Raw genomic sequence first — 13,947 nt, 5'->3', positions numbered from 1 at the left:
GTGGGCGGCATGTGCCACCCACCCGATGCGTCGACCCGTCCTCAGCTCTGCGGACGGCTGCCGTGGTTCGCGCCGTTCTTGCGGCGAGCCTTCTTCTTACGACGTCGCTTCGAGGACATCGAACCCTCCACTTCCTGTGCTTTCACGTGCTATCCACCGGATTGTGACCCCGGAGACCAGGGAGCGCCTTTCCCACTGACGCGACGGCAAACACCCGACCCCGAAATACACCCGGGTGGCCTACGTCACAGGGCTCACCCGCGCAGGCCACGTCACCACGGCCGGCGCTTCCTACTGGAAAAGGAGGCGATCGCGTACCGACAGGCGGGGCGTCAGCTGGATCTCCGTCGTCCCCGCGCACTCACCCGTATGGAAGTCGATGAGGATGTGCTTGGCCGATTGCTCCGAGGTGGTGGAAAGACGCGTTGCGCCCTCTCGGAAGAGATCCATCATCTCGATTCCCCGGTCGTTCACCCAGCGGATCCTCACCGACCTCGCCAGCCCGTCGTAGGAAAGGGTGAGAGATTGCCCGCCGGCATCCCGCACCGTGAGCACCCGTGCGCCGTCCTCGTCCGAATCCGGCCACTCGCCGACGGCCTCGTAGACCTCTTCGTCGTCGGGGATCACAAACTCTCGGTACACGTCCGCCTTCACTTTCCACTGTACGGCGGCCAGTGGTCCAGGCTGCCGTGAATGCTCACGTTCGGGCCGCTGCCGCGGAAAATAACCGTGGACAGTCTATGTCCGCCCTCCGGCAGGATCTGCCAGGTACTTTCGACGCCGAGCGCTCCGTGCGGACCGTGGAGGACGGATTCGGTCACGCCGAATTCGCCGCTTCCGCCGGGCCACTCCTTGGTGAACGTGCGCCCGAACGGCTGTTGGGCAGCGCTCGCCAGATGGTCGGTGAGGTACTGCCGCATCTCCGGAGTGTCCGGTATGCCGATCCGGTGGAGTTGCAGTTCGTTCTGCAGTGCACGGGGTGAGTTGTGCGAGTCCTGCTTGATGTCCTTGTTGAACAGGTAGTCGAGTTTTCGTGAATCAATCTCCGCTTTTCCCCCCTCTTCCCGATAGGGAGAAAGACCCAGCGGGTCCGTCCAGGTGTGTGGATTGTGGACGTAGGAGGCCGGGTTGGGCGCCGGAGCGAGACCGAGCGGATCCGGGGTGAGGTAGCGGGCCGTGGCGGGGTCGTAGTGCCGGAAGAGGTTGTAGTGGAGGCCGGTTTCGGGGTCGTGGTACTGGCCGGGGAAACGGAGGGGCGTATAGGTGGTGCTGCCGCGGTTCCAGGCGGTGGTGCCCCAGAGGGTGGACCGGGTACGCCAGGCGATGTCCCCGTTCTCGTCGACCAGTTCGGTCGGGGTGCCGACGAGGTCCGTGACAATGGCGAAGAAGCGGCGGTCGATCTCCCGCTGACCCGCGTCGCGGGCGAGGACGCGTTCGGTCTGGACGAGGGGAGCCGAGCCGTGATGGTCCCAGGTGAGCGCGACGGTGTTGGGCAGGTCACGGGAGACGGTCGTCTGTTCGCACAGGACCATGCCGTCCCAGGCGAAACGGGTTTCCTCCAGGACGGTCTCACCGTCCTCCGCGAGACGCCGCTTGGCGATGCGGCGGCCCAGGGGGTCGTAACGGTAGTTCCAGAGGGTCCCGTCCGGCGTGACGACAGAGGTGAGGCGGCTCTCGGAGTCCCACGCGTAACGCCAGGTCCGCGGCTTGCGGGACAGGCGGGTCTGCTGCCTGAGGACCACGCGTCCGAGAAGGTCGTGTTCGAAGCGGCTGTCGCCGGCACGGGCGATCGTGGTGCCGGTGTACGTGCGGGGGCCGGTCGTCTCGTGGCCTGGATGCGTGGCGGGCCAGGAGGCTTCGGTCTGGTTGCCGGAGAGGTCGTAGGCGTAGCGCTCGGTCCATCCGCGGGCTTGGACGGCGGTGACACGGCCGGCGGCGTCGAGCTCGAAGGACCGGGTGCCGGACAGCTGATCGGCCACGGAGGTCAGGTGACCGTCGGCACGGTAGGTGTACCTACGACTGTTCAGGGCCTGCCCACCCGCCGTGAGGTACTGGGCGGAAAGCCTGCCGACCTCGTCGCGGACGGACGACAGGGTCATCGTGTCACCATAGGAGCGCGACACCTCACGGTCCGCGGCATCATGGGTGAAGTCGACCTGGTGGCCGCTCGTGTCCATCAGGCTGAGGCGGCCTGCCACGTCATAGGCGTACGTGGTGACATGGCCGGCCGGGGTCACGCGTCGGGTCCGGCGGCCGAGGGCGTCGTACGCGTAGGTGATGGCGTGGCCGTCGACGAGTTCGGTCTTGAGCAGGCCACGCCGGTCGTACTGGCGGATCAGGTCGCCGTCCGGGCCGGACGCCTGCGAGAGCCGTCCCGACGCGTCGTACGCGTAGGTGGTGATCCGGCCTCCGGCGTCCTTCCTGATCATTCGGCCGAGCTGGTCGTGCTCCAGAGTGAGCACGCCGCCGAGGGCGTCGGACCGGGACGTCAACTGCCCCGCCGCATCGAGACGGTAAGTGAGGGTCCGGCCGTCGAAGTCGGTCTCCGATACGAGGCGTCCCGCCGGATCGTACTCGTAAGTCCAGGAAAGACCCTGCGGGTTGGTCACACGGATCAGACGCAGGTCGGTGTCGTACTCGAACTCGTGACGGGAGCCGTCCGACTCGGTGCGGGCGGCGAGGAGGTCGAAGTGGGTGTACTGGAAGCGGGTCACTCCTCCGGACGGATCGGTGTGGGTGAGGCAGTTGCCCTCGCCGTCGTAGGTCCATGAATCGGTGGCGCCGTCCGGGACGGTTCGGCGAACGAGACCGCCGTCCGCGCCCCAGGTCAAACGAGTCACTCCACCGACCGGGTCGGTGATTTGTACGACTCTGCCGAGGACATCGCGTTCCAGGCGGGTGGTGCCGCCGGCGGGGTCGGTGACTTCCGTCGGCAGGCCCGCGCCGTCGCAGACCATCCGCGTCGTGGCGCCGAGAGCGTCCGTGACCGACGCGAGGCGGCCGTGCTGGTCGTACCCGTAGTGCGTGGTGTGCCCGGTCGGCTCGGTGACCGAGGTGCGGTTGCCGAGCTCGTCGTACGCGTAGGCGGTGCGGTGCCCGTCCGGACCGGTCACCTCGACCGGCAGGCCGAACGGGCCGCGCACGGTACGCAGAACGCTCCCGTCGGGCCGGGTGGCGGACACCACGCGGCCCTCCTCGTCGTAGGAGTGGGTGGTGGTGCGGCCGAGGGGGTCCGTGCGGGTGAGGAGGTTGCCGTGGGTGTCGTAGGTGAAGCGGGTGGTGTGGCCGAGAGGGTCGGTGGTGGCGATCACCCGGCAGCGGCGGTCGATGAGATGACGGGTGGCGCGGCCGTCGGCGGTGGTGAGGGTGGTGGTGCGGTGGCCGGTGTCCGGATGCGGTTCGGTGTAGGTGAGGGTGATCTGGATGTGACCTGCTTCGCCGCCTTCGGCGATGACTCGGTCGCGGTCGTCGTAGGTGTAGTCGTAGCGGCTGTCGTTGGAGTCGATCCAGGCGGTGACGCGGCGGCGGTCGTCGTAGACGAAGGTGGTGGTGGCGCCGGAGGGTTTGGTGACGGTGGTGAGGTTGCCGTCCCGATAGCCGTAGGACATCAGCGGCAGGTCGGTGCCGTTCTCGCCGGCGCCGGCGACGGCGAGGGCGGTGACGCGACCGTCGGTGGTGGTCAGTCTCACGCGGTGACCGGCGGAATGGACCAGGGAGAGCGGGAGGCCGTCGTCGGTGCGGTCGATGGTCAGGGCGTGACCGCCTCGGTCGGTGACGGAGGCCAGCCAGGCGGTTCCGTCGCCGCCGGGTTCACTGCCGGGCGGGGCGGTGAAGTGGCGGGTCAGGCCGGTGTCGGGGTCGGTGAGCGTGTAGTCACCGTCGGGATCGCGCGCGAGGAGGGCGCGGGTGGCGCCCGTTTCGTGGTGGGTGGGGACACCGGGGACGGGGTGCGGGTAGGTGATCAGCAGGCCGTCGGCGCTCACGTGGACCACGCCGACCGGGTCGATGGCCAGGCGTTCGTCGACGGTGCAGGTCCAGGCCGGGCCGAGGAAGTGGCCGGCCGCGCAGCCGGATTCGGTGCGACGGGTGAAGGCGAGCGGCAGGATGCCCGGGATCGCGAGATCCGTCTGCGGGAGGAACATGCGGCCGGAGGCCAGGTCGACGGGGTCGGTGCCGTCGGTGGTGCGGGTCGAGTCGGGGCGGTCGTGGGCGCCGTCCGGTGCGTCGTCGACGAGGTTGCGCAGTCGGGCGGCGTCCGCGGCGTCGGCGGTGAGGCGTACGGCCTTGACAGCGGCGCCGCCCCCGCCGGTGGCCACGGTCAGCGCGGCATCGGGCACCAGGCGGCCGAAGCCCTCATAGGGGTCCTTCATGAAGTCGCTGATCATCTGCCTGCCGGTGCCGACCGGATCGTTCGCGGCGACGACCAGCCCCGCGGCCAGGCTGTTGAGGCTGGTGGCGTACTCGGCGGGGTGGGTGATGTTGTAAGGGTCCAGCGGGTTGATCCCGCGGACGAAGTTGAGCAGTCCCGCCGTGCCCTTGATGATCCCGCCGCCGACATGGTCGCCCATGATCTGCAGCTCCGCGAGGCCGCCGATCGCCTGCTCCGCGTACGACGGCTTCTGCGGAGCCTTGTCCCGGGCGGCTCGGACCGAGGAGCGGGCGGTCTCCGCGGCCGTGTTCCGCTGCGTACGGGCTTCGGTCAGGATGTCCTGCGCCTCCTGCATCAGCTTCTTGCCCGGGTCCTCGAACGTCGGCGCGGGACAGGGCGGCAGCGTGGACGGGTCACGCCGGTCGGCGGGCTGCGCGTTGTAGCGGTCGACGGCCCCGTTGTAGGCGTCGACCTTCTTGCGGTGGGCGTCAGCGGCCTCCTCCGAGGCTTTGACACCTTCCTTCCACTTGTCGATCGCCGTCTGCGCCTGCGTCTGCGCCCATGTCACCGTCCCGGCGAACGCCTCCAGAGCGGCGGCCGCCTCCTCCACGGCGTCCGCGCCGGTAAACCACTTCGGCGGCTGCGTCGTCACGGCCTTGCGCAGGGCCTCGGCCGTCTCGCCCTTGAGCTGCGAGGAGTCCAGGCCCTTCAGGCCGCTTCCGGCGTCGTCGAAGGCCGTCTGGAACGCGCGCAGTGTCTGTGCGGTGGACCGGATCTTGTCCGGGCTGCCGTAGACGAGCTTCGTCTTGTCCTCGGTCTGCCCGAGGTCCATCTCGTCGACCTCGGCGCCCATCCGGTTCGCGACCGAGCGCGACTGTTCGCGCACCCAGTCCGCGCCGGACTCCCAGCCGACGTCGTCGAGCCGGTCCGCGGTCCAGTTGCCCGCGTCCTCGACCCGGTTGCCGGCCCACTCCACTCCGTCCTCGACCACGTTCTCGACGGAGTCCGGCGTGATGTCCTTGATGAAATCGCCGATGCCCATGTTCAGCTGCCCCCGTGTTCACCCTGCTGCGTCTGCCGGGCGCGTTCCTCCGGCGACGGGCCGAACGTGTCGTCCAGAGCCCGGTTCCATTGGTCGTCGGAGATGCCGAGCGCGTCGGTGAGGATTTCCGAACGCTGCCCGCCCTGCCCTTCGGTCATGACGGTGCGGCCGGTGTCCTTCCAGGTCTGCTCCATCTCCGCACCGGCCCGCTCGAACGACTCCGCGCTCCAGTCCGGGTCGAGGTAGTCCGGGGTGAACACGTCTCCCCAGCCCTGCTGGGTGATCTCCTCCTCAGAGGCGTGCGGGTTGCCGCCCATCACGGAGTTGAGGCCCACCTTCAGCGTGCCCGCGATGTACTGGTCGTGCTCCCACTGCGTGCCCGCTGCCAGGCCCAGCCGGTGGGAGAGCGCGCTCGCGTCGCTGACCAGGGCGCGCACTCCCCACTCCCAGCGCTCGCAGAAGTCCTCGAAGTCCACCGACAGGCCGTGGTGCCCGGCCTCCATCCCCGTCATCGACAGCTCCGAGAAGCCCTTGCCCATGACCGACCCCGTGGCGCCGCCCAGCTCACCGAGCTCGTCGATGACCGCGCCCACGCCCCGCGTGAATCTCGCGACGGCCTCCCGGCCGAGCTTGATGTCCAGCCCGTCCTCGCTCACACCCGGCTCCCTTCCCGGGCGCCCACGGCGGCGGCGTCCGGGACGATGCCCGCGACCGGCGGGAAGAACATCGACCCGTCTTCGGAAGCGATGTCCACGGCCACACCCGCGGGCTCGCCCAGCGACGGCACGACCTCGTCGACGAGACGGGCGCCCAGCAGCGCCGCGTAGTCCATCGGCCGGTCACCGCTTCCCTGCCGAAGGGCGAACCGGGCCAGCGCGGTCTCGTCGGTGAAGGCGCAGATCCAGCGCACTCCGCCCGAGTGCGCCGACCACAAGCCCCCACCATCGATCGGCACCAACAGGACGGCACGCCGCATCTCACCGACCATGGCCCGAGGGTCGCCCACACCCGCTCGACGCTCGGCGATCCGCTCCGCCAGCGCTGTCCCTGCCCGCTCCATGAGTACCTCTCACATCCCCTGCTGATCGTGGAAACCGTAGATCAGGACGCGTGCGGCGGTGCCGACGGTTCTCCTGCAGAGGGCGGAGGCGCCTACTCCGGTACCGCGCCCAGCGTTTCGAGGACTCCGTAGACGCCGACGCACAGGATGGCGATGCTGCTGACGACCAGGGCCGCGGTCAGCCACGGGTTGTTGCGGAAGCGGGGCGGTACTCCGGTGTAGCGCAGTCGCCAGACGGCGACGACCACGGCGAGCAGGAAGATCCCGCCTCCGATGCCGCCGATCTGCACCATCAGCACGGGCGACTGCACCCACAGGAAGAAGACGGTCCACAGCAGGGGCAGGCACCAGGTGAGGATGCGGATGGTGCGAGTACGGGAGCGGACGTCGCTCCAGTCGATGACGCCGAGCAGGCCTAGCGTGTTGGTCCACAGCCGGGGCACGGACGCCGTGGAGCCGATGAGGGTGGAGAAGAGGACGGCGAGGGCTCCGAAGAGGAACAGGTACTCCGCCCAGGGGCCCATGGTGTCGGTGTAGATGCGCGAGAGCGTCGTGATCATCTCGTTGCCCTCGGGCACGAGGCCCTGCGGGTGCAGCACGGACGCGCCGATGACGTAGAAGGACAGGGTGCACAGCACGCAGACGGCCAGGCCGGCCAGCGCGTCCAGGCGCATCACCTTGATCCAGCCCTCGGCACGACGGGCCCGCTCCTCGCTGCCGTCGTCGGGGCCGGTCCAGCGGGCGTAGCCCTTCTCCAGGCACCAGTAGGTGTACGTCGTCATCTCGTCGGCGCCGACACCGGTGATGCCGAAGACCGCGAGGGCGATGCCGACGGTGCCGGCCGGGATCTCGAAGCCGAAGCCGCTGCCCAGGTCGTCGGTGCCGTAGCCGAACTCGGTGCCGGGCAGACCGACCGCGAGGCTGACCGTGACGAGGGTGAAGACGACGACGGATACCAGACAGGCGCGTTCCACGAGGCTGTACTTGCCGGACTGCAGCAGCAGGATGGCGGCGAGGGTGACGACCACGGCCCACAGCGCCAGGGACCCCCAGCTGAGCGGCTCGCCGACTATCGGCCACAGCACCGAGCACGCCGCCGCCGTACCGCCGATGATGCCTCCGCGCTGGAACATCTTGGCGAAGTCCATGCCGATCCACAGCCAGTTGATCCAGCCCAGGCGGCCGATGCGCGGGCCGACCTCGCGGTAGCCCTCCAGCGCGGTGCGCCCGTTGAGTATGGTCCAGCGGGCCAGTTCCATCTGGACCCAGACCTTGACCGCGGTCGAGACGATCACCAGCCACAGCAGTGCGAAGCCCGCTTCGGCGCCGAGGGCGGTGGTGGTGATCAGTTCTCCGGAGCCGACGACGGCGGCCGACAGGACGAAGCCGGGTCCGAGATGCCGGAGCCGGTCACGGAAGACCGTGGGTGCCGGTCGGGCGTCCTCGGGGCGCAGGGCGTACGGATCGGCCTGCGCGTGCTCCGCCTTGGCGGCGGTGGCGGTGGTCGACATGGCGGTGTTCCTTTGCTGGATCCGGCGTCGTCGCCGGAGCGGAAGGCCAAAAGGGCGGGTGGGGGCAGTGGGGTCAAGGGGGGGGCTTGGATCGGCGGCCGAGGTCAGCGGGCCGCGTGGTGCGGGGACTCGCCGGCGAGGACGCGGAGGATGTCCTCGGCGACCATCAGGCCCATCGCGCGGTTGGCCTCCGGGGTGCAGGCGGCCATGTGGGAGGTGAGGGTCAGCCGGGGGGCCGTGCGCAGGACGTGGCCGTCCGGGAGGGGCTCGACGGCGAAGGCGTCGAGCGCGGCGGCGGCCAGGTGACCGGAGTGCAGGGCGGCGGCCAGCGCGGCGTCGTCGACCAGGCCGCCGCGGGCGGCGTTGACGAGGATCGCGCCGGGCTTCATGGCGGCCAGCCGGGCGGCGTTCAGCAGCGGTTCTCCGGTGGGCGGCAGGTGCAGGGTGACGACGTCGGCGTGGGCGAGGAGCGCGTCGAGCGTGACGGGTTCGGCGTCCGCCTCGGTGACCGCGTCGCCGGGGACGTACGGGTCGTGGGCGAGCACCCGCATGCCGAAGGCGCTCGCGTAGCCGGCGACGAGTCGCCCGATCCGGCCGAAGCCGACCACTCCGATCGTCCTGCCGTGCAGTTCCGGGCCGAACAGCTTGGGCCAGCCGCCCTCGACGACGGCGGTGTGGGAGGCGCTGATCCGGCGAGTGGCGTCGAGGACGAGCCCGAAGGTGAACTCGGCGACGGCCCGCGCGTTGGAGCCGGGCGCGCAGACGACGGGGATGCCGCGGTCGCGGGCGGCGGCCAGGTCGATGGTGTCGGTGCCGACGCCGTGCTTGGCGATGACCTTCAGGCGCGGGGCCGCGTCCATGACCTCGGCGGTGACCGGGTCCATGCCGGCGACCAGCGCGTCGGCGCCGGCGATCCGCCGCAGCAGCTCGTCGTGTGGCAGGGCGCGGTCCTCGTAGGGGCGGACCGGGCCCGCGCCGCCGTCCGCGAGCAGGGTCCAGGGGTCCGGCGAGTGCCGGGCGAACGTGGGGGTGGTGATGAGCGTGGTGCGGCCCCGGCCCGGTGTGCTCATTTCCCGTCCTCCTCGCGCGCGGCGTCGAGGTGCGCGGCGGCGGCCTGCTGAAGGTGGACCACGTCGGCGGCCACGGAGGCGAAGGTGAAGCCCTCGGAGAGCCGGCGGGCGGCGCTCGCACCGTCGCCGTTGTGGATGCCCGCGGCGATGCCGGCGGCCTCGGCGGCCTTGCGGATCCGGGTCAGGGCCCGCTCGAACTCCTCGGCGACGTCCGGGTCGGTGGAGGTCTTGCCGCCGATGGCCAGGCGCAGGTCGGACGGGCCGACGTAGATACCGTCGAGGCCCGGGGTGGCGCAGATCTCCTCGACGTTCGCGAGCCCGTCCGCGGTCTCGATCATGGCGAGGACCGCGGTCTGCTCGTGGGTGTCGGCCGGAGCGGGGCCGATGCGCAGCTGGGCGCGCATGGGACCGTAGGAGCGGCGGCCGTGCGGCGGGTACCGCACCGCGGCGACCGCGTCGGCCGCGTCCCGGGCCGTGTCGACGAGCGGCACGATGACGGCGGTGGCTCCCGCGTCGAGCGCACGGCCGATGTAGGTCGGATCATTGGCTTCGACGCGCACCATGCCGACGGCGGTGGAGCCGCGGGTGTCGGTGGCGATCAGGTTGTTCAGCAGGCCCTGGTAGCCGAACAGGCCATGCTGGGCGTCGAAGGCCAGGTAGTCGTAGCCGACCCGGGCGAGACGCTCGGCGGCGACGGGCGAGTCGAGCAGCGACCAGTAGCCGATGAGGCGCTGGCGGTCGCGCAGTGCGGCGGTGAAGTGCGCGGCGGTGGTCATGAGGGGTCTCCGGACTTCTGAGGGCGGTGGGTCAGCGGTCGCAGGCGCGTCAGCGGCTGGGGCGGCGCGCGCCGGCGGCTGGGGCGCGCGTCAACGGTCGCAGGCGCGTCAACGGTCACAGGCGCGTCAGCGGTTGTAGGCGGGCATCGGGCCGCGCAGCGCGGCACCCACCGCGTCGCAGGCGGCGGTCACGTCCGCGGGCAGCGGTCCCGCCTGCGCGGCGGCGATGTTGGCCCGCAGGTGTTCCGGCCGTGAGCCGCCGAGCAGCAGCGCGTCGGTGGAGGGGCGGTCCAGCAGCCAGCGCAGGGCGAGGTCGGTGAGGGGGAGGACCGCCTCGTCGGCGATCGCGGCGAGGCGGCCGACGGCGGCGAAGAGGTCCTCGTTCCAGTAGCGCTGCCGGTACATCGCGGCGAGCTTCGAGTCGCCGAAGCGGCCCGCGGCGGGGTCGGCGTCGAAGCGGTGCCGGCCGGTGAGGAGGCCGCCGCCGAGGGGGTTGTAGACCACGGTGCGCAGACCGCTCACCGCCGCGTACTCGACGTACTCCTCCTCGATCCGGCGAGCGAGGAGGTTGTGCAGCTGCTGCGCGACGACGGGCCGCGGGGCGCCGACCTCGTCGGCGGTGCGGCACAGTTCGGCGATCTGCCAGGCGGCGTGGTTGGACACGCCGAGTGCGCGGATCTTCCCCTCCGCGAAGAGCTCCGCCACGGTCGTGAGGGTCTCGGCGAGCGGTGTACGGCGGTCCGGCTGGTGCAGGTAGAAGAGGTCCACGTGGTCGGTACCGAGCCTCTTGAGGCTGCCCTCGAGCGCGGCACGGAGGCCGGCCGGGGAGAGCGGGGCGTGCTCACCCTGGTCGGGGTGCGGGATGCCGGCCTTCGTGGCCAGCACGATCCGGTCCCGGCGCCCGGGCAGCAGTTCGGCGAGGATCCGCTCGCTCTCGCCCCCCGCGTAGCCGTTGGCCGTGTCCACGCCCGTGAGGCCCGCGTCGAGCGCGGTGTCCAGCATGGCGGCGGCGCCCGCGTGGTCGACGGTGTCGCCGAAGGTCATGGTGCCCAGCACCAGGCGGGACAGGGGGACGGGGACCTGTGGGAGCTCGATTCCCTGTGGGCCGGGGCCAGGGCTGGTGCCGGTGCTCACGCGCTGTTCCTTCCGAGTGCGGATGCCGTGCCGTGGCGCCCTTCCAGGAGTGGCGGTGCGGGGACGACGGCCGTTTGTCGCGGTGGAGGAACGCTCGCACGACTGCGCGTTCTACGCAAGAGTCTCGCGCGAATCACGCAAGCTGTGCCATCATCGGAGCACTGCGGACGCCCAGGCCACGGGTGCCGCGCGACCGCCCGTGCGCACCGGCGCCGGGCTGCGGAGGAGGTTCGCGTGTGCCGTCGGGACGCCATCCCAGTCGTCGCGCTCGCCGATGACCTGTCAGGGGCGGCGGAGGTGGCCGCGCTGCTGCGGCTGCCCGGACGTCTGACACTGCACCCAGCCGACCTCGCGGTATCTCCCGCCGCCGGGGAGTCGGTGGTGGTGGACCTCGACTCCCGGTACCTGGACGACGCCGCCGCGGCCGCCGCCGTGCGCAGCGTCCTGCGCGGGACGCGCACGCCGGCCGGAACACCACTCGTGGCCGGGGCGGGAGGCGTCACCGGCGACCGGGTGGGCGACCTCGCGGTGCCCGGCACGGCGTTGCGTCCGGGCTCGGGCGGCGAGGACCCTCGCGCGTTTCGCGCAGCCAACTCCGCTTCGCCACCCGGTCGTACGCTCTGGTACAAGAAGTGCGACTCGCTGTTGCGTGGCGCGGTGGGCGCGGAGGCCGTCGCCTTCGCCGAAGGGGCCGAGGTCCTGGTGATCGCGACGGCTCTGCCCACCGCGGGGCGCGTGGTGCGCGACGGTGTGGTCCTGGTCGACGGGGTGCCGCTGCACTCGTGCGCGGCCTGGCGGGCCGAGGAGCGCCCGGCTCCCCGTTCCGTCGCCGAGGCCCTGGCACCGCTGCCGACCGAGGATGTGCCGGTGGCGGCCGTACGTCTCGGGCCCCGAGCACTTGCGGCGCGGTTCCGGGAGATGGCGGCCCGTGGGCGGCATCCCGTGTGCGACGCGGAGACCGACGCCGACCTGACGGTGATCGCCACGGCGGCGGCGCTGCTCGGGCCGGGTTGCCGGCTCCTGGGCAGTGGCGGTCTGGCGGACGCGCTGGGCCGGCGCATCGGGTCGCACCCGCCGGCGCCGGACGGGAGGGTGGTGCCCGCGCCACCGGAAACGGCTACGGGGCGGGAAACGGTCGGCCGACGGGAAACGCCCCCGGCACCGCGAGCGGGCGCGGTACCGGAAACCCCCGCGACACCGGAAAGCCCCGCAGCACCGGGAGCGGGCACGGCACCGGAAGCCCCCGCCGCGTCACTAGGGGGCGCGGCACCGCGTACGCCCGCCACGCCGACAGCCGCCGGAGTGCCGGAAGCCGGGCTCCACGAGCGGCCCCTCCTCGTCGTCGCCGGGAGTGCGGAGCCCGGTGTGGTGGCGCAGGTCGCTCGGCTCGTGGCGGTCGGCGCCCGCCATATACCGCTTTCGCCCGAGGAGTTGGCGGGACCGACCCCCGTCTCGCTGCCGGAGCTCGACTTCGGCACGGTCACCGTGGTCTCCGTCGACGGATCCGGCGGCGTCCGGTCCGGCGCGGCACGCTCGATCGTGGCGGGCCTGGCCCGTGCCGTGGCGGCGCTGCCGACCCGCCCGGACCTCGTCCTGACCGGGGGCGAGACGGCCCGCCGGGTGCTCGACTCGATGGGCGTGTCCACGCTGTGGCCCGTCGGCGAGATCCACCACGGTGCCGTGCACTGCCGGACCGCCGACGGCCGGTCGGTCGTCACCCGTCCCGGGAGCTTCGGCGGCCCGGACTCGTTCCACCGCATCGCGGCGGCGCTCCGCCCCCGCCTGCTGCCCCCGCCTGCTGCCCCACCCGCACTCCCGTCACCGCCCGAACCCCCGTCACCGCCCGAACCCCCGCCACCGCCCGCACTCCCGTCACCGTCCGCGCCTCCGTCACCGTCCGCATCCCCACCGCCGGCCCCACCCGTCATGCCGTCCTCTCCCTCTCAACAAGGAGTCACCCAGTGAACGCGCAGCAGCCCCTCCCCCTGATCGGTCTCACCATGGGCGACGGCGCCGGTATCGGACCCGAGGTGATCGTGCCCGCCGTACTGGACCCCGCGACACTGAGCCGGTGCCGGCCGGTGGTGATCGGTGACGCCGCGCGGCTGCGGGAGGCGGCCCGGATCCTCGGGACCGACTGCGAGATCGTGGCCGTGCCGACGCCGGCCGCCGCCGAGTTCACGCCCGGCCGGATCAACGTCATCGACCTCGGACTGCTGCCCGCGGACCTGCCCTGGGGCGAGTTGTCCCCCGAGGCGGGCAACGCCGCCTACGAATACATCAAGCTGGCCGCGGAACTGGCTCTCGCGGGAGAGATCGACGGTATCTGCACCGCCCCCCTCAACAAGGAGGCGCTGCACGCCGCCGGTCACGTCTTCCCCGGCCACACCGAACTGCTCGCCCACTTCACCGGGGTCGAGGAAGTGTCGATGATGCTCTCCACCGAGAAGGTGAAGGTCATTCACGTCACCACCCACATCGGCCTGATCGACGCGGTCAACCGCATCGAGCCCGGCCTGGTCGAGCGGACCGTACGCCGCGGGCACGACGCCCTGGTCCGCACGGGACTGGCCGAACCCGTCATCGGCGTCTGCGGCATCAACCCGCACGCGGGCGAGAACGGGCTGTTCGGGTACGGCGAGGAGGAGGAGAAGATCGTCCCCGCCCTGGAGAAGGTGCGCCGCGACGGCATCGACGCCCGTGGTCCCCTCCCCGCCGACACGGCCTTCTTCCTGGCCTCCCGCGGCGACTACGACCTCATCGTGGCGATGTACCACGACCAGGGCCACGGCCCGGTCAAGGTCCTCGGCATCGAGGCGGGCGTCAACCTCACCGTCGGCCTCCCCGTGATCCGTACCTCCGTCGACCACGGCACGGCCTTCGACATCGCCGGTACGGGGAAGGCGGAGGCCGGTAGCATGATCGAGGCGCTGCGGCAGGCCGCCGAGATGTCCACCGCCCGCTGAACCGACGTACCGCTAAGGA

The 13,947-nt window shown here is 71.5% G+C and carries 11 protein-coding genes; 2 read left to right on the top strand and 9 right to left on the bottom strand.

Translation table 11 applies throughout. The features are described 5' to 3' along the window. Positions 1-41: 41 nt before the first annotated feature. The 9 genes from QC283_RS39680 to QC283_RS29645 all read right to left on the bottom strand — a co-directional run bounded on the left by QC283_RS39680 (position 42) and on the right by QC283_RS29645 (position 10,962). On the bottom strand, positions 42-119 hold the full coding sequence (locus tag QC283_RS39680) for a 50S ribosomal protein bL37 (RefSeq protein ID WP_370443954.1): 78 nt from the start codon (positions 117-119) through the stop codon (positions 42-44). 172 nt (positions 120-291) lie between these two features. Next, the gene (locus QC283_RS29680; protein ID WP_279564804.1) at positions 292-627 is read right to left on the bottom strand and encodes a hypothetical protein; all 336 of its coding nucleotides are present in this window, start codon (positions 625-627) and stop codon (positions 292-294) included. Positions 628-650: 23 nt separating this feature from the next. Continuing rightward, positions 651-5,411 carry a putative T7SS-secreted protein gene (locus QC283_RS29675; protein ID WP_279564803.1) on the bottom strand — a complete coding sequence of 1,587 codons (4,761 nt, stop codon included), beginning with the start codon at positions 5,409-5,411 and terminating at the stop codon, positions 651-653. A 2-nt stretch (positions 5,412-5,413) separates the two neighbouring features. After that, complete coding sequence (locus QC283_RS29670; protein ID WP_279564802.1) at positions 5,414-6,067, bottom strand: hypothetical protein; 654 nt, start codon at positions 6,065-6,067, stop codon at positions 5,414-5,416. Then, positions 6,064-6,471 carry an SseB family protein gene (locus tag QC283_RS29665; RefSeq protein ID WP_279564801.1) on the bottom strand — a complete coding sequence of 136 codons (408 nt, stop codon included), beginning with the start codon at positions 6,469-6,471 and terminating at the stop codon, positions 6,064-6,066. Before QC283_RS29665 ends, QC283_RS29670 begins: the two co-directional genes overlap by 4 nt. Before the next feature lie 92 nt (positions 6,472-6,563). Beyond that, entirely contained in the window at positions 6,564-7,982 is a 1,419-nt protein-coding gene (locus tag QC283_RS29660; protein ID WP_279564800.1) for an Nramp family divalent metal transporter, read from the bottom strand. A gap of 104 nt (positions 7,983-8,086) precedes the next feature. Beyond that, on the bottom strand, positions 8,087-9,052 hold the full coding sequence (locus tag QC283_RS29655; protein WP_279564799.1) for a phosphoglycerate dehydrogenase: 966 nt from the start codon (positions 9,050-9,052) through the stop codon (positions 8,087-8,089). After that, on the bottom strand, positions 9,049-9,828 hold the full coding sequence (locus QC283_RS29650) for an HpcH/HpaI aldolase family protein (RefSeq protein ID WP_279564798.1): 780 nt from the start codon (positions 9,826-9,828) through the stop codon (positions 9,049-9,051). Before QC283_RS29650 ends, QC283_RS29655 begins: the two co-directional genes overlap by 4 nt. Positions 9,829-9,954: 126 nt before the next feature. Then, positions 9,955-10,962 carry an aldo/keto reductase gene (locus QC283_RS29645; protein WP_279564797.1) on the bottom strand — a complete coding sequence of 336 codons (1,008 nt, stop codon included), beginning with the start codon at positions 10,960-10,962 and terminating at the stop codon, positions 9,955-9,957. Positions 10,963-11,196: 234 nt separating this feature from the next. Here QC283_RS29645 and QC283_RS29640 point away from each other — a divergent pair, with 234 nt between their 5' ends. Next, the gene (locus tag QC283_RS29640; protein WP_279564796.1) at positions 11,197-12,927 is read left to right on the top strand and encodes a four-carbon acid sugar kinase family protein; all 1,731 of its coding nucleotides are present in this window, start codon (positions 11,197-11,199) and stop codon (positions 12,925-12,927) included. Beyond that, positions 12,924-13,928: a 4-hydroxythreonine-4-phosphate dehydrogenase PdxA gene (pdxA, locus tag QC283_RS29635; RefSeq protein WP_279564795.1), complete on the top strand. Its 1,005-nt coding sequence runs from the start codon at positions 12,924-12,926 to the stop codon at positions 13,926-13,928. The genes QC283_RS29640 and pdxA overlap by 4 nt, the downstream gene beginning before the upstream one ends. Positions 13,929-13,947 lie beyond the last annotated feature (19 nt).

The sequence above is a fragment of the Streptomyces sp. DH41 genome, assembly GCF_029813785.1.
GTDB lineage: Bacteria > Actinomycetota > Actinomycetes > Streptomycetales > Streptomycetaceae > Streptomyces.
The sequence above is the reverse complement of the archived record's forward strand: the minus strand, read 5'-3'. Positions and strand labels throughout refer to the sequence as shown.

Coding starts and splice junctions, on each gene's coding strand:
- QC283_RS29660 (WP_279564800.1), bottom strand. CDS start 7,982: ATGTCGACCACCGCCACCGCCGCCAAGGCGGAGCACGCGCAGGCCGAT.
- QC283_RS29655 (WP_279564799.1), bottom strand. CDS start 9,052: ATGAGCACACCGGGCCGGGGCCGCACCACGCTCATCACCACCCCCACG.
- QC283_RS29675 (WP_279564803.1), bottom strand. CDS start 5,411: ATGGGCATCGGCGATTTCATCAAGGACATCACGCCGGACTCCGTCGAG.
- QC283_RS39680 (WP_370443954.1), bottom strand. CDS start 119: ATGTCCTCGAAGCGACGTCGTAAGAAGAAGGCTCGCCGCAAGAACGGC.
- QC283_RS29650 (WP_279564798.1), bottom strand. CDS start 9,828: ATGACCACCGCCGCGCACTTCACCGCCGCACTGCGCGACCGCCAGCGC.
- QC283_RS29665 (WP_279564801.1), bottom strand. CDS start 6,471: ATGGAGCGGGCAGGGACAGCGCTGGCGGAGCGGATCGCCGAGCGTCGA.